15 protein-coding genes are annotated in these 17,093 nt (G+C 73.7%); 14 read left to right on the forward strand and 1 reads right to left on the reverse strand.

The features are described 5' to 3' along the window. Positions 1-122 precede the first annotated feature (122 nt). From MFF56_RS23715 to MFF56_RS23780, 14 genes are all read left to right on the forward strand, one after another. Positions 123-1,313, forward strand: coding sequence for an inositol-3-phosphate synthase (locus MFF56_RS23715; RefSeq protein ID WP_066927764.1), 1,191 nt, complete (start codon positions 123-125; stop codon positions 1,311-1,313). Beyond that, a complete protein-coding gene (locus MFF56_RS23720; RefSeq protein ID WP_066927762.1) occupies positions 1,313-2,245 on the forward strand; it encodes a hypothetical protein in 933 nt (310 codons plus the stop codon). Before MFF56_RS23715 ends, MFF56_RS23720 begins: the two co-directional genes overlap by 1 nt. Before the next feature lie 91 nt (positions 2,246-2,336). Continuing rightward, positions 2,337-3,521, forward strand: a complete 1,185-nt coding sequence (locus MFF56_RS23725; RefSeq protein WP_066927760.1) for a class I SAM-dependent methyltransferase — start codon at positions 2,337-2,339, stop codon at positions 3,519-3,521. Next, positions 3,521-4,546, forward strand: coding sequence for a Gfo/Idh/MocA family protein (locus MFF56_RS23730; RefSeq protein ID WP_066927757.1), 1,026 nt, complete (start codon positions 3,521-3,523; stop codon positions 4,544-4,546). Before MFF56_RS23725 ends, MFF56_RS23730 begins: the two co-directional genes overlap by 1 nt. A gap of 253 nt (positions 4,547-4,799) precedes the next feature. Continuing rightward, the gene (locus tag MFF56_RS23735) at positions 4,800-6,398 is read left to right on the forward strand and encodes a YcaO-like family protein (RefSeq protein ID WP_066927755.1); all 1,599 of its coding nucleotides are present in this window, start codon (positions 4,800-4,802) and stop codon (positions 6,396-6,398) included. After that, positions 6,395-7,258 (forward strand): sugar phosphate isomerase/epimerase family protein, encoded by an 864-nt coding sequence (locus MFF56_RS23740; protein ID WP_066927753.1) that lies wholly within the window; start codon positions 6,395-6,397, stop codon positions 7,256-7,258. Before MFF56_RS23735 ends, MFF56_RS23740 begins: the two co-directional genes overlap by 4 nt. After that, positions 7,255-8,493 (forward strand): glycosyltransferase family 4 protein, encoded by a 1,239-nt coding sequence (locus MFF56_RS23745; protein ID WP_066927751.1) that lies wholly within the window; start codon positions 7,255-7,257, stop codon positions 8,491-8,493. Before MFF56_RS23740 ends, MFF56_RS23745 begins: the two co-directional genes overlap by 4 nt. A 21-nt stretch (positions 8,494-8,514) precedes the next feature. Continuing rightward, complete coding sequence (locus tag MFF56_RS23750; RefSeq protein ID WP_238231411.1) at positions 8,515-9,279, forward strand: PIG-L deacetylase family protein; 765 nt, start codon at positions 8,515-8,517, stop codon at positions 9,277-9,279. Then, entirely contained in the window at positions 9,276-9,923 is a 648-nt protein-coding gene (locus MFF56_RS23755; protein ID WP_066926750.1) for a uracil-DNA glycosylase, read from the forward strand. Before MFF56_RS23750 ends, MFF56_RS23755 begins: the two co-directional genes overlap by 4 nt. Positions 9,924-10,127: 204 nt before the next feature. After that, entirely contained in the window at positions 10,128-11,162 is a 1,035-nt protein-coding gene (locus MFF56_RS23760) for a putative bifunctional lysylphosphatidylglycerol flippase/synthetase (protein ID WP_066926752.1), read from the forward strand. A gap of 19 nt (positions 11,163-11,181) precedes the next feature. Then, positions 11,182-12,453 carry an ATP-binding protein gene (locus tag MFF56_RS23765; RefSeq protein WP_066926754.1) on the forward strand — a complete coding sequence of 424 codons (1,272 nt, stop codon included), beginning with the start codon at positions 11,182-11,184 and terminating at the stop codon, positions 12,451-12,453. Positions 12,454-12,605: 152 nt separating this feature from the next. Next, complete coding sequence (locus MFF56_RS23770; protein WP_238231413.1) at positions 12,606-15,101, forward strand: heavy metal translocating P-type ATPase; 2,496 nt, start codon at positions 12,606-12,608, stop codon at positions 15,099-15,101. Beyond that, positions 15,098-15,565 carry a Cu(I)-responsive transcriptional regulator gene (gene cueR, locus MFF56_RS23775; protein WP_066918507.1) on the forward strand — a complete coding sequence of 156 codons (468 nt, stop codon included), beginning with the start codon at positions 15,098-15,100 and terminating at the stop codon, positions 15,563-15,565. The genes MFF56_RS23770 and cueR overlap by 4 nt, the downstream gene beginning before the upstream one ends. Positions 15,566-15,602: 37 nt before the next feature. Continuing rightward, a complete protein-coding gene (locus MFF56_RS23780) occupies positions 15,603-16,520 on the forward strand; it encodes a VOC family protein (RefSeq protein ID WP_066918509.1) in 918 nt (305 codons plus the stop codon). Positions 16,521-16,536: 16 nt separating this feature from the next. Here the strand turns inward: MFF56_RS23780 and MFF56_RS23785 are convergent, their stop codons facing one another. Next, complete coding sequence (locus MFF56_RS23785; protein ID WP_066918511.1) at positions 16,537-17,004, reverse strand: Lrp/AsnC family transcriptional regulator; 468 nt, start codon at positions 17,002-17,004, stop codon at positions 16,537-16,539. Positions 17,005-17,093: the final 89 nt, after the last annotated feature.

Consider the following 17,093-nt stretch of genomic DNA (forward strand, 5'->3'; position numbering starts at 1 on the left):
ATCTAGGTCCAAGTCGGGCTTGGAAGCAGGTCCGTACGCTCCAGTTACAGGGCCCCGCGGCGGCAGCCCGATCGTGTTGAAGCAACGCCGCCGCGCCAGAGAATGAAGGAAGTACCCTTCCGATGAGCATGCAGACCGGTCGCCGTGTCGGCGTTGCATTCGTTGGCATGGGTGGGGCCGTCGCCACCACCGCCATCGCCGGCATCGAGATGATCAAGTCCGGGTCGAACCGCCTCGACGGGCTGCCGCTCGCCGGCGTCTCCGTCGCCGGCATGGCCGACTACAAGGACCTCGTCTTCGGTGGCTGGGACCTCAACGGCGACGACCTCGCCTCCGCGGCGGCGGGCCACGGCGTCCTCACCCGGCAGGACATCGAGAACGGCGCGCAGGTCCTCAAGGGCATCACGCCCTGGCCGGCGGTCGGCAGCGCGAAGTTCTGCAAGAACATCGACGGCCAGAACCGCATCGTCGCCAAGGACCACCGCGAGGCGGTCTCGGTCATCGCCAACGACCTGCGGCGCTTCCAGAAGGAGAGCAACCTCGACGAGGTGGTCGTCGTCAACCTCGCCTCGACCGAGCGCTGGCCCGACCTCACCGACCCGACCCTGAACTCGGCCGAGGCGTTCGAGCGGGGCCTGGATTCGAGCGACGAGTCGATCTCGCCGGCCATGCTCTACGCCTACGCGGCGATCAAGAGCGGCATCCCCTACGCCAACTTCACGCCCTCGGTGGCCGCCGACGTGCCGGCGCTGCTGGAACTCGCGCGTGAACTCAACGTCCCGGTCGCCGGCAAGGACGGCAAGACCGGCCAGACCATGATGAAGACGGTTCTGGCCCCGGCGCTGAAGGCCCGCGCGCTGCACGTGGACGGCTGGTTCTCGACGAACATCCTGGGCAACCGCGACGGCTTGGCGCTGAACGACCCGAGCTCGCTGCAGTCGAAGCTCAACACCAAGGGCACGGTGCTCGACTCGATCCTCGGCTATCCGGTCGAGGACCACCTCGTGCACATCCACTATTACCGCCCGCGCGGCGACGACAAGGAAGCCTGGGACAACATCGACGTCACCGGCTTCATGGGCCAGCGCATGCAGATCAAGGTGAACTTCCTCTGCAAGGACTCGATCCTGGCCGCTCCGCTCGTCATCGAGATCGCCCGCGTGCTCGACCTCGCCAAGAAGCGCGGCGATGGCGGCGTGCAGGAGCAGCTCTCGACCTTCTTCAAGGCCCCGATGGTCAAGAACGGCCACGGCCCGGAGCACGCCTTCGGCAAGCAGGAGCGCATGCTGCACGATTGGCTCGGCGTGAACTGATGCGCGCAGCCACTGAGGGCGGGGCCCGGCCGGGCCCCGCCGCACCGCTCGAACTCCGGGACCTCTTGGTCGAGCTGAACGACCTCAAGCGCGTCCGCTCCGCGGGCCGCACCGGCTCCATCGCCGAGCGCCTGTTCGCGCAAGGGTGGGGCATGCTGACCGGTGGCGCGAGCCCGGAGGACGTCGCCCTCGACATCACCGCGACCGCGCTCGCCGCCACCCGCCTGTGCGACCTCGACGCGGCCTTCCTGGCCTCGGCCGGGCTCTCCGACGCCGCGGTGGCGGAGGTGCTGGTCTCGGGCTTCGACGCGGTGACGGAGGCGCTCGACCCGGAGCTGCGCGCGCGCCTGCGCGAGCGGCTGCGGATCCGCACCGGGGTGGTGCCGGGCCCGCTGCCGGGCTTCGTCGCGGCGCTCGCCCAGCAGCCGCGGGCGGGCGTCACCTGCCCGGGCCGCGCCCGGATCCTCCTGGAGCCGCCCGAGAACCACGCCGAGCACTGCCTGATGGTGGCGGTCTACGGCGTGGCGCTCAGCCCCTTCTACCGGGCGGATCCCGCGACCGTGTTCCTCGCCGCGATGGCGCACCACTTCCACAACGCCGCGATGCCGGATGCGGGCTTCACCGGCGAGATGCTGCTGGGCGACCATCTCGGGCCGATCATGGAGACTACCACCCGCTGGGCGCTGGACGCGCTCGAGCCCGCCCTGCGCGAGCCTGTCGTGCGCGCCCGCGCGGTGCTGCCCGACGACGCGACCGCGGAGGGCCGCGCCTTCCACGCCGCCGACTGCATCGACCGCGTGCTCCAGATCGCCCAGCACCTCAACGCCGCCTCGCTCACGATGCAGACGGTGCTGGATGACATGGAACTCGTGCATGCCGGCCCGGTGAAGGGTTTCCACGACCGCGTTCTGGCCGATATGCGGATCCCGTGATCGGGAGGAACCCGCGGGACCGATCCGGGGCGGACCTCTCCGCTCCGGACCCGGCGTCGCGGGTCTCCCGTGCGGGGCATAGATTGAGTCCATGATCCCCTTCGCTCTGCGTTCCCCCGAGACCGGCAACCCGCTCCGCGCCGACCGTCCGCACTCGCTCGCGGACGAGGAGACCGGCGCGCGCTGGCCGGTCATCGACGGCATCCCGTACCTGCGCGTGAACCGCGCCGCGCTGATCGAGCGCGTGCTCGCCCATCTCGACGCGGGCGAGCCCGACGAGGCGTTGGCCGCGCTGCTCGCCGACCAGGACGACTGGTGGAACGGCCCGGCCGCCGACCCGGGCGAGATCCGCCAGCTCGTGAAGGCGCGCGCGACCGCCACCCTGCGGGACGCGGTACGGCTCCTCGGCTGGGGCCGGGTCGGCGACTACTTCCTGCACCGCTGGAGCGACCCGACCTATCTGGCGGGCCTCGCGCTACTGGAGGCGCACTGGAACGAGCCGATCTGCGTCTTCGAGTTCGCCTGCGGCATCGGCCACTACCTGCGCGCGCTGAAGCGGCGCGGCTGCAAGGTCGCGGGCGCCGACGTGGTCTTCGCCAAGCTCTGGGTGGCACGCCACTGGGTGGTCGACGACAAGGCGCAGCTCGTCTGCTTCGACGCGGGCTCGGAGCACTGGCCGATCCCGGGCGCGCCGGTCGACCTCGTCGTCTGCAACGACGCCTTCTACTTCCTCGACGACAAGCCGCGCCTGCTCGAAGCCTTGCGCCAGACGGCCGGCGACGACGGCTGGCTCGCGATCAGCCACATCCACAACGCCGAGAGTCCCGGCTTCTCGGCGGGCCGCGCGGTCACCGCCGAGGACATCGCCGAGCTGTTCCCCGACGCGCTGGTCTACGACGACGCCGAGCTGACGCGGGCGCTGGTCGAGGCGCGCGCGCCGGGCCCCCGCGAGCCCGGGGACCTGCGCGCCTGCGAGGCCTTCTCGGTGGTGGCCGGGCCCGGCATGCGGCCCGCCCCGCGCGCGGTGATCGACGGGCTGACCCTGCCGCCGGCCGGCACCGAGCTCCACCTCAACCCCCTCTACCAGCCGGATGAAGCGGGCGGGTTCGCGATCCGCTGGCCCTCGGAGCGCTACGCGGCCGAGTACGCTCCCCTCGTCACCTACCCGGCGCACTCGGAGGGCCCCGAGCGCCTGCGCTTCACCGGCGTGCCGGAGGCGGCGGAATCCGACCGGGTGCGGCGGCGCGAGTTCGTCGATCTGCCGGAGCGCTGGTGATGGAGCCCGTCCGCTGGGGCATCGTCGGTTACGGCTGGGTCGCCCGCGACTACATGGCGCCCGGCATCCGCGAGGCCGGGCACCGGCTGGTCGCGGTCTGCGATCCCGGCGAGGCGGCCCGTGCGGCGGCCGAGGCCGAGGGGGCGCGGGCCTACGCGGATCTCTCCGGCCTGATCGCCGATCCCGCGGTGGAAGCGGTCTACGTCGCGACGCCGAACCACCTCCACCGCGAGGCCGTGGAGGCGCTGGCTGCCTCGGGCAAGGCGATCCTCTGCGAGAAACCGATGGCGGCCTCGCTCAGCGACGCCGAGGCGATGGCGGCGGCCGTCCAGGCCCACGGCATCTTCTACGGCACCGCCTTCGACCAGCGCCACCACCCGGCCCACCGCCTGATGCGGGACGCGGTTCGGACCGGGCGCCTCGGTACCGTGACGGCTGTGCGCATCGTCTACGCCTGCTGGCTGCACCGGGACTGGGCGCCGCAGGAAGGCCACGACAACTGGCGCATCGATCCCGCCCGGGCCGGGGGCGGCGCGCTGATCGACCTCGCGCCGCACGGTCTCGACCTCGTGGATTTCCTGCTGGACGAGTCGATCCGCGAGATCGCCGCCCTCACGCAGGCGCGCGCGCAGGATTACAGCGTGGACGACGGCGCCCTGCTGATCGGCCGCACGGAGAGCGGCGTGCTGGCGAGCTTGCATGTCGCCTACAATTGCCCGGACGCGCTGCCGCGCCGCCGCCTGGAGGTGGTCGGCACACGCGGCCAGATGGTCGCCGAGAACACGATGGGGCAGGTGGCCGGCGGCCGCCTCACGTTCATCGACGGTGCATCGGGCCTTCCCGAGGATGTGGCCTTCGACGGGGACGCCTCGCCCTTCACCGAGCAGGTGCGCGCCTTCGGCTCGGCGCTGCGCCGGCCAGCGGAGCGCGAGGCCTACGCGGCGGCGCGGGATCTCCACACGATGCGGCTCGTCGTAGGAGCCTACGCGAGCGACCGGGGCGGGGGCGGGAGGCTCGAACCGTGATGCGCGCCGACGTCCTCCCACCCTACCCCGTAAGCCACCCCCCTGTCCCGGACGCCTGGAACGCAGTGGAAGGTGATCCGGGACCCAGCACAGGGGGTGCCGCGCAGCGGCTCGATCTTCATCCCCGGCGCAGCAGGCGGACGCTTCGCGCCTTCTCGTGCTGGGTCCCGGGTCGCATTCCGCTCGCGCTCCATGCGCCCGGGAAAGGGGCGGCGGTGAAGCAGCCCAAACACGTTTGTCCTGAGGTGCATGCATGACCACGACCGGCAACCAGGACCAGGACGCCCGCGCCCGCCACGCCCGCATCAAGGCGCCGCGGCCCTACAGCTACGGCGCCCCGCGCCGGATCGAGGGCCTGCCCGAGCGCCTGCCCGACCCCGTGCGGGCCTATCTCGACGTGCTGCCCCCGGGCCGCGTCGTCGGCTTCAACCTCGCGCCCCTCGACCGCACCGGCGTGCCGGTCTGGTTCGTCTCGCTCTTCCTCGACGATCCCTTCTTCGTCGGCGCGATGCCCTCGGGCATCGGCTACGGCGCCACCGACGACGAGGCGCTGATCGGCGCGGTGGCCGAGATCGCCGAGAACCTGATGCCCTCGCTCGCCGTCATGCCGCGCAAGAAGGAGCGCGGCAGCTACGATGATCTCGTCCGGGTGTTCGGTGAGAGGTCCGTCGCCGACCCGCTGACGCTCTGCCTGCCCGCGGGCTCTCCGGTCGGGCGCGGCACGGTGCTCGAATGGACCCCCGCCACCCGCCGCGGCACGGGCGAGACCGTGCTGATGCCCCTCGACATCGCGGCGACCGACTATTTCGAATTGTCGGAGGGCTACACGCCCTTCACGAATCTCATCACCAACGGCCTCGGCGCGGGCCCCGACCTCGATTTCGCCCTCGGCCACGGCGTGCTGGAATTGCTGCAGCGCGACGGCAACGGCCTCCTGTTCCGCGCCCTCGACCAGGGCGTGATGCTCGACTTCGCGGACGGGATCTCGGACGAGAACGCCGCGATGCTGGCGCGGCTGGAGAGCCTCGGCATCCGGGCCCTGCCGAAATTCGCCACCGACCAGTTCGGCCTGACCAACCTCTACGTGGTCGGCTACGACACCGACCTCGCCCGGGCGCCGGCCCCGATCGCCCTCTCGGCCTGCGGCGAGGCCTGCGACCCGGACCGCGACCGGGCCCTGCGCAAGGCGCTGCTCGAATTCCAGGCGGCGCGCGTGCGCAAGAGCTTCGGCCACGGCCCCCTCGACTTCGCCCGGACGGTCACGCCGCCGGGCTACGTCGACGCCTTCATCCAGAAGGCCCTGCCGAGCCTCGACCTGGAGGAGAGCCGGGCGCTGAAGGCCATGCTCGACTGGATCGTGCTGCCGCCGGAAGGCCTGCACGGCGTCCTCGCCGGCACGGTCTATTCCGAGCGCTCCACCAAGCGCTTCTCGGAACTGCCGAGCACGCAGGCCGCCGACGGCCACGCGCGCGGGAAGATCGCCTGCGACCGGCTGGAGGAGGCCGGCTTCGACGTGCTCTACGTCGATTGCTCGCCGCCGGGCGGCGGCGTCGGCGTCGCCAAGGCGATCGTGCCGGGGCTCGAGGTCGAGACCATGAGCTACTACCGGATCGGCGAGCGCAACACCCGCAAGCTCCTCGAGCGCGAGCACCCGCTCATCCGCTTCGGCGAGGCCAGCGAGACTCTGCGGCCGGTGCGTCTCACGCCGGAGGCGATCGAGCGCTTCGGCGGCCAGCCGCTCTTCGACACCGCGCTGGCCGAGGAGATCGTGGGCAGCCACTACCCGCTCTACCGCGAGCCGGAATCGCACCACGCGCCCTTCCGGCTGGAGCAGAGGGGGCGCGCCGCATGAGCCTGCGCTTCGCCTACAACACCAACGGGGCCGCCAACCACCGGCTCGACGACGCCCTGCGGCTGATCAAGGCGGCGGGCTACGACGGCGTGGCGCTGACGCTCGACATCCACCACCTCGACCCGTTCGCGGAGAACTGGGCGGCGGAGGCGGGGCGCGTATCCAGCCTCCTGCAGAGCCTCGAACTCGGCTCGGTGATCGAGACCGGCGCCCGCTTCCTGCTCGACCCCACCGCCAAGCACGAGCCGACGCTGGTGACGGCCGACGCCGCGGGCCGCGCCCGCCGCGTCGGCTTCCTGAAGCGGGCCATCGATATCGGGGCGATGCTGCACTCGGAGGCGGTCTCGTTCTGGGCCGGCGTGCCCAAGCCCGGCGTCGATCGCGACGAGGCCCGCCGCTGGCTCTCGGAAGGGCTTCGCGAGGTCGTGGCCTACGCCGCGGACAAGGGCGTCGTGCCCTGTCTCGAACCCGAGCCCGGCATGCTGATCGAGACCTTGGATGACTACGCCGCCCTGGGGATCGAGGGCCTCAGGCTCGCCCTCGACACCGGCCACTGCCTCGTCACCGGCGAGCGCGAGCCGGTAGCCGCCGTGCACGAGTTCGCCGACCGGATCGGCACCGTGGCGATCGAGGACATGGCCCGCGGCGTCCACGTCCACCTGCCCTTCGGCGAGGGCGACATGGACGTGCCGGGCGTGCTGAACGCGCTCGAAGCGGTGAACTACGAGAAACTGATCTGCGTCGAGCTGTCCCGCGAGAGCCACCGGGCCGACCGGATGATCCCCGAGGCGCTCGCCTACCTGCGCGCCTGCCGCGGCCCCGGCGCGGACCTGCCGGTGCAGGAGACCCGCCCGCAATGAGGATCTGCTTCGTCAGCCGGCGCTACTTCCCGGCGATATCCGGCATGAGCGTCTACGCGCAGAACCTGCTGCGCGAACTGGTCCAGGCCGGCCACGACGTCACGATGATCTCGCAGTACCGGGGCGATGCCTTCGGCACCCGCGTCTACGGCGGCGGCCCGCCCCCGTCCGTGCCCGGCGTGCGCGTGATCGGCCTCGAACAGCTCGGCGAGCAGGAGAGCGGCGACTTCGAGCGCGACATCGACACGATGGTCGGGACGATCTGTGCCGAGCACGCGCGGGCCCCCTTCGACGTGCTCCACGCGCAGTACGGCTACCCGACCGGCTGGGCGACGCTCCTCGCCTCCAAGCGCCTCGGCGTGCCGAACGTTGTCTCGATCCAGGGCGGCGACGGGCACTGGGTCGGCTCCTGCTGCGAGACCCACCGGGTCGCGATGTGCGAGGTCCTGGCCCACGCCAACGCCCTGCTGATCGGCGGACGATCCTTCGTGGAGGAGGTCTGCGAGCGCCTCGGCTCGGATCCGGCCCGCTTCACCATCGTGCCGGGCGCGGTCGACACCGCGCGCTTCACGCAGGGGACGGGCGACGGGCTGCCGGCCGCCCATGAGGGGCCGGTGCGCCTGTTCTACCACGGCCGCGTCGACCGCCGGAAAGGCGTGCTCGACTTCATCGAGGCGCTGGCGCTGCTCCGGGAGCAGGGGACGCGCTTCGCGGCGACCATCTCCGGCATCGGGCCGGACGTCGATCCGTCGCGGGAGCTCGCCCAGCGCCTTGGATTCTCCGAGGACGCGATCCGCTTCACCGGCTACGCCGACTACGCCACGGTGCCGGACCTCTATCGGGCGGCCGACGTCTTCGTCTCGCCGACCTACGCGGAGGGTTTCTCGAACACCATTCTCGAGGCGATGGCGGCGGGGCTCGCCTGCGTCTCCACGCACTCGGTCGGTGTCTCGGACTGCCTGCGCGACGAGGAGAACGGGCTGCTGGTGAACCCCGGCGACGTGCCGGCGCTGGCGCGCGCGCTCACCCGGATCGTGGAGGACGGGCGGCTCCGCCGCCGCATCGCGCAAGCCGGACTGGAGGAGTGCCGCCGGGTCTATTCGTGGAGCGCGGTCGGCCGGCAGATCATGGAGGTCTACGCCGCGGTGCGGGCGGAGGCGCCGCACACGGACTTCGCCGAGGCGTTGCCGCACGATCCGGCCTGCCGCTTCCGCGCCGAGCCGCACCTGCTCTGACCGCACGAGACCGTACGCCTCTTGCCCACAGCCCTCGCCCTCTCGCCCCATCTCGACGACGCCGCCTTCTCGTGCGGCGGGACGCTGAACCGGCTCGCAGCGAACGGCTGGCGGGTGGTGATGGCGACGGTGTTCACCGCCTCGGTGCCCGATCCGCGAGGCTTCGCGCTGGCCTGCCAGCTCGACAAGGGGCTCGGGCCGGAGATCGACTACATGGCGCTACGCCGGGCCGAGGACGCGGAAGCCGCACGCCATCTCGGCATCGCCCCGCCCGTGCACCTGCCCTTCCGCGAGGCGCCGCACCGAGGCTACGGCTCGGCGCCGGAGCTGTTCGCGGCGCCGCGGGCGGACGACGCGATCGCCGAGACGCTCGCCCCCGCCCTGGCGGACCTGATCGCCGGGACCGCGCCGGACCTCCTCCTCGCCCCGCAGGCGATCGGCGGCCATGTCGATCACGTGCGGATGGTCGAAGCCCTGCGCGGGCTCGGCTACGCCCTGCCGGTCCTGTGGTGGCGCGATTTTCCCTACACGGTGCGGACGGCCGAGCCGAAGCAGCCCCTGGGCGCGCTCTTCGTCGACCTGCCCGAGATCGTCTTCGCGCTCGATGCGGCGGGGGAAGCCGCCAAGCTCCGGGCCTGCGCCGCCTATGCCAGCCAGATCGGCTTCCAGTTCGGCGGCCCGGCCGGTTTGGAGGCGCGGCTGGCGCAAGAGGAAGGACGCGAGCGCCTCCGCCTCTCCGGATCGCCGCCGCCGGACCTCGCGGCGCTGCGCGACGGGACCGGATGACCGGGCTCGCGCCCGACCAGCCGAAATCCCTGCGCGATCCGGCGGCGCTCGCCGCGCGCCGTGCCCTGGTGGATGCCCCCCACATCGCCCCCATCCGCGCGCTCGCCCGGCGCATAGCAGACGAGCGGCGAGCGCCCGTCCCCGACCCCGATCCGCTCGACGGCGGCGTCAACGCCCGGATGCTCCTCCTCTTGGAGACGCCGGGCCCCGCGGTCGTCCGCACCGGCTTCGTCACCCGCGACAGCGCCACCGGCACCGCCGCGAACCTGTTCCGCTTCCTCGCCGAGGCCGGCATCCCCCGGGCCGACACCCTGATCTGGAACGTCGTGCCCTGGGTGATCCACGCCCCCGGCGCGCTCAACCGCGCCCCGCGCCGGGCGGAGCTGCGCGCGGCCGAACCCTACCTTGGCCCCCTCCTCGACCTCCTGCCCGGCCTCGCGGTGGCGGTGCTGGCCGGGCGCTTCGCCGGGGAGGCGCGTCCCGCGTTCGAGGCCCTGCGGCCGGGATTGCCGGTGGTCGGCGTGCCGCATCCGAGCCCGACCTACGTCTGCACAGCGCCCGCCGTCCCGGAACGCATCCGGGCGGGGATGGAGGAGGCCGCCGTCATCCTGCGGACATCTCGCGCGGGCATCGCTGCCTCCTGACGCGGCCGCACAGGACCGTGGAGGGCGCGCGGCGTCGCTGGTCATCGGCGGCCGCAGGTCCTACATGCGGGCGACAAGCCGCGGCCGAGCCCGCGGACCCGACACACAGGCAGGTTTCCGGGCAGGTCCGCGGATGCCGGCCCGGCGCCGTCGTCTCGTCGCGAGGCGGGCGGCCGCTCCGGAGGAAGGCGGACAACGATCGGCATGAACGTCCAGGGCCAGCATCGCCCGGCGATCGAGGGGGCCGAGGCCATCGACGCCGACGCCGCGGCGCGCGGGGCCGGCGTGCCGGAGGCCGCGCGCCCGCGCGGCCGCCGCCGCTACGCCTGGATCGGCACGGTCGCGAGCGTCGTGCTCTTCGTGGTCTCGCTCGGGGTGCTCTGGCACCTCGCGCAGGACATCACCTGGGCCGACCTGCACGCCGCGATGGCGGAGAAGACGGGCACGCAGTTCGCCATCGCCTTCGGCTTCGTCTTCGTGAGCTACCTCTTCCTCACCGGCTACGACGCGCTGGCCCTACGCCAGCTCCGGGTGAGCGTGCCCTACGGGATCACCGCGCTCGCCTCGTTCACGAGCTACGCGGTGAGCTTCACGCTGGGCTTCGCGCTCTTCACAGCGGGCACGATCCGCTACTGGATCTACGCCCGCCACGGGCTCAACGCCGCCAAGATCGCCGCGCTCACGGTGATCGCGGGCTTCACCTTCTGGCTCGGCATGGGCGTGGTGCTGGGCCTCAGCCTCGTGATCGAGGCGGGCCAGCTCGCGGGGCTCGCCTTCACGTCGATCCGGATCAACCAGGGCGTGGGGCTGGCGGCTTTGGCCGCCGTGCTCGGCTACCTCGCCTGGGTCTCGGCCAAGCGCCGCAGCGTGACCGTGAGGCACTGGCGGCTCGAACTGCCCGGCGCCTCGGTGTCGATCGGCCAGATGATCGTGGGGATCGGCGACGTCTGCGCGGCGGCGGCCGTGCTCTACGTGCTGCTGCCGGACGGGCTCACCATCGGCTTCACCACCTTCCTGGCGATCTACGTGCTGGCCGCGATGCTCGGCATCGCCTCGAACGTGCCGGGGGGCGCGGGCGTGTTCGAATCGACCATCTTGGTCGCCCTCTCCAGCCTGCCGCGCGACCAAGTCCTCGGCTCGCTCCTCCTGTTCCGGGTCTGCTACTACCTCGTGCCCTTCGGCGTCGCCCTGCTGATGCTCGGCGCCTTCGAGGCGAAGCGCCGCCTGGGCGGCCGCTAGCCGGTGCGGGCCGGGTGAGATGGGCCGCGACGCCGTCTCCCAAGCCGCCTGGACCGGCGCCGCGCTCGCCGCCGGCCTGACGCTGGCGGCCGCCTGGCTCGTCGGCGCCCTCGACGGCTCCCTCGTCCTGGCGGCCCTAGCGGCGGCCTGCCTCGGCGGCCTCGCGGGCGCGCGACGCCGGAGCGCCACCGTGCCGGAGCCGCTGCGCCCGAGCGCCGAGCGCCACGTCATCGCCGAGGCGCTGCTCGCCCACGTGCCCGATCCGGTCATCCTCGTGGACCGCCGCGCGGTGGTGATCGAGGCGAACCCGGCGGCGCGCGCCCTGCTGCCGGCCATGCGCCTGCGCCACCCGCTCTCCTTCGGCCTGCGCGCGCCCGACGTGCTCGACGGCATCGAGGAGGTTCTGCGCACGGGCGAGCCCCTCAAGGTCGCCTACGCCACCCGCGTGCCGACCGAGCGCGCCTTCGAGGTGCAGGTCGGCGCGCTCGCCATGCCGGACGGGTCGGGGCCGAACGTGGTCCTGTTCCTGCGCGACCTCACCGCGGCCCGGCGCCTGGAGGCGATGCGGGTCGATTTCGTCGCCAACGCGAGCCACGAGCTGCGCACGCCGCTGGCCTCGCTGCTCGGCTTCATCGAGACCCTGCAGGGGCCCGCCCGCAACGACGCGCCCGCCCGCGAGCGCTTCCTCGACATCATGCGCGCCCAGGCCCAGCGCATGACACGGCTGATCGACGACCTGCTCTCGCTCTCGCGCATCGAGCTGCGCGAGCACATGCCGCCGACGAAGCCGGTCGATTTCGGGAGCCTCGCCCGCCAGATGGTCGAGATGCAGGCCCCGCTCGCCGCCGAGCGGGGCGTCGCCGTGACCTTCGCGGGGGCGGGGGCCTTCCCGGTGCTGGGCGAGCCCGACGAGCTGGCGCGCGTGGTCGAGAACCTCGTGGAGAACGCCGTGCGGTACGGCGGCGGGCGCGTCGCGGTGGGGCTCGCCCGCGCGGAGGGTCGGCACGGCCCCGAGATCGTCCTCACCGTGCAGGACGACGGGCCCGGCATCGCGCCCGAGCACATCCCGCGGCTGACCGAGCGCTTCTACCGGGTGAACGTGGCCTCCAGCCGCGAGAAGGGCGGCACGGGGCTCGGCCTCGCCATCGTGAAGCACAGCCTGAACCGCCACCAGGGCCGACTGCAGATCGAGAGCACGCTCGATGTCGGGACGACGGTCCGGGTGGTCCTGCCCGCGCGGCCCGAGCCGGAACCGGGAAGCGCGGGGCAGAGGGAGGGCGCGGGGGCGTAGGGCCGTGCCCGGACGGACGGACGGCCGCCGCGGCGGGTGGCGCGGCGGGCGGCGCGGCGGGCGGCGCGGCGGCCCTTGACCTTCCCATCATGGGAAGGGCCACATGTTCGGGCATGGAGACTGATCCCCGTTCCGCCGGTTCCCGTTCCACCATGTCCGCACAGAGCGCCGCACCTGTCAGCTTCCCGGTCGAGGGCCTCACCTGCGCCTCCTGCGTCGGCCGCGTCGAGCGCGCGCTCGGCCGCCTGCCGGGCGCCAGCGCGGTCAGCGTCAACCTCGCCACGGGCCGGGCGAGCCTGCTCCTCGGACCCGGCGCCGCGCCCGCCGACGCCGCCGAGGCCGTGGAGGCGGCGGGCTACGCCGTGCCCGGGACCGAGACCGTGCTCGCCGTCTCGGGCCTCTCCTGCGCCGCCTGCGTCGGCCGCGTCGAGCGCGCGCTGGCGGCCGTGCCGGGCGTCGGCGGGGCCGTGGTCAACCTCGCGACGGGCCGGGCCGTCGTGCGCCACCGCGCCGGGATCGTCGATCCCGCCGACCTCGTCGCCGCGGTCGCGGCGGCGGGCTACACGGCCGAGCCCCTGGACGCGCAGGCCCCGCCCGCCCCGGACGAGGCCCGGGCCCGGGAGGCGCGGGCGTTGCGCCGCGACGTCCTGGCCGCCGCGCTGCTCGCCCTGCCGGTGGTGGTGCTCGACATGGGGGGCCACCTCGCCCCGGGCTTCCACCACGCGGTGGCGAGCCTTCTCGGGGCCGACGGCGCCGCCTGGCTCCAGGCCGGGCTCGCGACGCTGGTGCTCGCCGGCCCCGGACGGCGCTTCTTCGCGCAAGGGCTGCCCGGTTTGCTGCGCGGGCACCCGGACATGAACGCCCTCGTGGCGCTGGGCTCGGGCGCGGCCTACCTCTACTCGCTGGCCGCGACCGTCGCGCCGGACCTGCTGCCCACGGGCAGCCGGCATCTCTACTTCGAGGCGAGCGTCCTCATCGTCACCCTGATCCTGCTCGGGCGCAGCCTGGAGGCGCGGGCGCGCGGCCGCACCGGCGAGGCCATCGCCCGGCTTCTGGACCTCGCCCCGACGACCGCCCGCGTGGTGCGGGACGGCGCGGAGGCGCAGGTCGGGCTCGCCGAGCTGAAGGTCGGCGACGTGGTGCGGGTCCGCCCCGGCGAGCGCGTCGCGGCGGACGGCGTCGTGGTGGCGGGCGAGAGCTTCGTGGACGAGAGCATGGTGACCGGCGAGCCGGCACCGGTGCGCAAGGCGCCGGGCGCGGCGACCGTCGGCGGCACGCTCAACCAGGGCGGCAGCCTCGACCTGCGGGTCGGCTCGGTCGGCGCCGACACGGTGCTCGCCCAGATCGCCCGCATGGTCGAGCGGGCGCAAGGGGCCAAGCTCCCGATCCAGGCCCTGGTCGACCGGGTGACCGGGCGCTTCGTGCCGGCCGTGATCGTGGCCGCGCTCGCGACCTTCGCGGCCTGGCTCGTCCTGGCGCCCGCGCCCGCCCTCGGACCGGCCCTCGTCCACGCCATCGCGGTGCTGATCATCGCCTGCCCCTGCGCCATGGGGCTCGCCACGCCCACCTCGATCATGGTCGGCACCGGCCGCGCGGCGCGGCGCGGCATCCTGTTCCGCGACGGCACGGCGCTGCAGCGCTTGGCGGGCGTGCGCGTCGTCGCCCTGGACAAGACCGGCACCCTGACCGAGGGGCATCCGCGCCTCACCGACCTCGTCGCCGCGCCGGGCCGCGACGCGGCCGAGACCCTGAGCCTCGCCGCCGGGCTGGAGAGCCGCTCCGAGCACCCGGTCGCCGCCGCGATCGTGGCGGAGGCGCGGGCGCGCGGCCTCGCGATCCCCGAGCCTGAGGGCTTCGAGGCGGAGGCCGGGCACGGCGTGCGCGGCCGGGTCGGGGGCCGGGCGGTCGCGGTCGGCGCCCGGCGCTGGCTCGACCGGCTCGGCATCGCGGCCGATCCGGAGCTGGCGGCGCGGGCCGACGCGCTCTCGGCCCAGGGGCGCAGCCCGCTGCACGTGGCGCTCGACGGGCGCCACGTCGCGGTGCTCGCGGTCTCCGACCCGCTCAAGGCCGGCGCCCGCGCGGCGGTGGCGGCGCTGCGCGCGGGCGGCCTCACGATCGCGATGCTGACGGGCGACGACCGGCGCGCCGCCGAGGCGGTGGCCCGGGACCTCGGCATCGACGCGGTCTCGGCGGAGATGCTGCCGGCCGGCAAGGTCGAGGCGCTTCGGGCGTTGCGGGCCGCGAACGGCCCCGCCGCCTTCGTGGGCGACGGCATCAACGACGCGTCGGCGCTCGCCGAGGCCGATGTCGGGCTCGCCATCGGCACCGGCACCGACATCGCGGTCGAGAGCGCGGACGTGGTGCTGATGGCGGGCGATCCCGGCGCGCTCGTGGAGGCGCTGTCCCTGTCGCGGGCCGTGATGCGCAACATCGGCCAGAACCTGTTCTGGGCCTTCGCCTACAACGTCGCGCTGATCCCGGTTGCGGCTGGCGCGCTCGCGATCGTCGGCGGCCCGAGCCTGTCGCCGGTTCTCGCCGCGGGCGCGATGGCGCTGTCCAGCACCTTCGTCCTCGGCAACGCGCTGCGCCTGCGCCGGGCGGGCGGACGCGCCGTCCCGGCGGGGAACCCCGCAAGGAGCCTCGCATGAGCGAGCAGCGCGTCACCATCGGCGAGGCGGCCCGTCTCACCGGCGTCTCGGCCAAGATGATCCGCTGGTACGAGGAGACCGGCCTGCTGGCCCCCGCCGCCCGCCTGGAATCCGGCTATCGCACCTACGGCGAGGCCGACATCCACACCCTGCGCTTCGTGCGGCGCGCCCGCGACCTCGGCTTCAGCGTGGAGGCCATCGCGGACCTCCTCGCCCTCTGGCGCGACCGCGGCCGCCCGAGCGCCGGCGTGAAGGCGATCGCTCTCGAGCAGATCGCCGTCCTGCGGCAGCGGATCACCGAGCTCGAAGGCATGGCCCGCACCCTGGAACACCTCGCGGCAACCTGCTGCGGCGACGCGCGGCCGGATTGCCCGATCCTCGACGACCTCGCCGCGGACGAGCCCCCGCCACCGCCCGTCCCACGGCGCCGGCGGGGCCTGGGCCGGGGCGTCCCGCGCGCGTGAGAGCCCTATATCGCCCCCGTGCGGAGGAGGGCGGGCGATGGCGCAGGACCGGCAGGACCCACCGCTCGTCCGCGGCATCGTCGCGGTGAGCCGCACGGTGGCGGATCTCGGGCGGACAGAGGCCTTCTACCGCGACGCGCTCGGCTTCGCGGCGATCGCACCGCCCGAGCCGGCCCCGGAGCCGATCCTCGCGGCTTTGGGGCTCGCCGGCACCGCCACGCGGCGGCTGCGGATGCGCCTCGGGCGCCAGAGGCTCGCCTTCCTGGCCTTCGACCCGGCCGGAGCGCCCTATCCGCCCGGGGCAGGCGCGAACGACCCGGTCTTCCAGCACGTCGCGATCCCGGTGCGCGCCATGGAGCCGGCCGCCGCGCGTCTCATCGCCCACCATCCGGCACCGATCGGCACGGACGGCCCGCAGGCGCTGCCCGCATCCTCCGGCGGCGTCACCGCCTTCAAGGTCCGCGATCCGGACGGCCACCCGGTCGAGCTGATCCACTTCCCCGGCGGCGCGCCGGCCGCGCGCTGGCGGGACGCGCCCGGGCTCTTCCTCGGCATCGACCACTCGGCGCTCGCCGTGACCGATCTCGACCGGGCGCTCGCAATCTTCCGCGACGCCCTCGGCTTCCGCGTCGTCCAGCGCGGGCTCAACCGCGGCGAGGCGCAGGCCCGGCTCGACGGTCTCCTCGACCCGGAGGTCGACGTGCTCGCCCTGGAGCCGGCGGGCTCCGGAACGCCCCATCTCGAACTGCTGCACTACCGCCGCCCGGCCGCATCCGGCCCGACGCCCTACGGTCCCCGCGACCGCGCCTCCGGCCGCCTCGTCCTCGCGGTCCGCGATCTCGACGCGGCGGCGGACGCGCTGGCCGGGGCGGGCTGCCCGGTGCGCCGGGCCGCGGGCGTCGCCTACGCGGAGGGGCCGGACGGCCATGGCTTGCTGCTGGTGCCGGCGGCGTAACGGTCCCGGGCCACGCTCACACCGGAAGGGCGTTCGTGTACTTCACCTGGCCCAGCGCGAAGCTCGACTCGATCGAGCCGACGCCGTCGAGGCGCGTGAGCTTGTCCTTCAGGAAGCGCTCGTAGGCGGCGAGATCCGGCACCACCACCCGCACGAGATAGTCGTGCCGCCCGGTCATCAGGTAGCACTCGACCACCTCCGGCCAGCGCGCCACCGCCTCGGCGAAGCGGTCGAGTTCCTCCTCGCGCTGGCGCTCCAGCTTCACCGAGGCGAACACGCTGATCGGCAGCCCGACCTTGGCCTGATCGACCAGCGCCACGTAGCCCCTGAGGATGCCGGCCTCCTCCAGCATCCGGATCCGGCGGAGCGCCGGGGAGGACGAGAGGCCGACGCGCCCCGCGAGATCCTGGATCGTGATGCGGCCGTCGCGCTGCAGCTCGGCCAGGATCTTCCGGTCGATCGCGTCGATCCGCCGTTCCGGCATGAAAGCACTCCTTCTCCGCCCTCGATTGGCAGATCCCGCCGAAATCTCGCGCGCGCACAGCGCATTTGGCAATTCCTGCTGGCGGTCCG

The organism is Methylobacterium hispanicum (genome assembly GCF_022179285.1).
Classification (GTDB): domain Bacteria; phylum Pseudomonadota; class Alphaproteobacteria; order Rhizobiales; family Beijerinckiaceae; genus Methylobacterium; species Methylobacterium hispanicum.

Excerpts from the sequence above, each read along its gene's own strand:
- MFF56_RS23715 (WP_066927764.1), top strand. The coding sequence starts at position 123 with ATGAGCATGCAGACCGGTCGCCGTGTCGGCGTTGCATTCGTTGGCATG.
- MFF56_RS23720 (WP_066927762.1), top strand. The coding sequence starts at position 1,313 with ATGCGCGCAGCCACTGAGGGCGGGGCCCGGCCGGGCCCCGCCGCACCG.
- MFF56_RS23725 (WP_066927760.1), top strand. The coding sequence starts at position 2,337 with ATGATCCCCTTCGCTCTGCGTTCCCCCGAGACCGGCAACCCGCTCCGC.
- MFF56_RS23730 (WP_066927757.1), top strand. The coding sequence starts at position 3,521 with ATGGAGCCCGTCCGCTGGGGCATCGTCGGTTACGGCTGGGTCGCCCGC.
- MFF56_RS23735 (WP_066927755.1), top strand. The coding sequence starts at position 4,800 with ATGACCACGACCGGCAACCAGGACCAGGACGCCCGCGCCCGCCACGCC.
- MFF56_RS23740 (WP_066927753.1), top strand. The coding sequence starts at position 6,395 with ATGAGCCTGCGCTTCGCCTACAACACCAACGGGGCCGCCAACCACCGG.
- MFF56_RS23745 (WP_066927751.1), top strand. The coding sequence starts at position 7,255 with ATGAGGATCTGCTTCGTCAGCCGGCGCTACTTCCCGGCGATATCCGGC.
- MFF56_RS23755 (WP_066926750.1), top strand. The coding sequence starts at position 9,276 with ATGACCGGGCTCGCGCCCGACCAGCCGAAATCCCTGCGCGATCCGGCG.
- MFF56_RS23760 (WP_066926752.1), top strand. The coding sequence starts at position 10,128 with ATGAACGTCCAGGGCCAGCATCGCCCGGCGATCGAGGGGGCCGAGGCC.
- MFF56_RS23765 (WP_066926754.1), top strand. The coding sequence starts at position 11,182 with ATGGGCCGCGACGCCGTCTCCCAAGCCGCCTGGACCGGCGCCGCGCTC.
- MFF56_RS23770 (WP_238231413.1), top strand. The coding sequence starts at position 12,606 with ATGTCCGCACAGAGCGCCGCACCTGTCAGCTTCCCGGTCGAGGGCCTC.
- cueR (WP_066918507.1), top strand. The coding sequence starts at position 15,098 with ATGAGCGAGCAGCGCGTCACCATCGGCGAGGCGGCCCGTCTCACCGGC.
- MFF56_RS23780 (WP_066918509.1), top strand. The coding sequence starts at position 15,603 with ATGGCGCAGGACCGGCAGGACCCACCGCTCGTCCGCGGCATCGTCGCG.
- MFF56_RS23785 (WP_066918511.1), bottom strand. The coding sequence starts at position 17,004 with ATGCCGGAACGGCGGATCGACGCGATCGACCGGAAGATCCTGGCCGAG.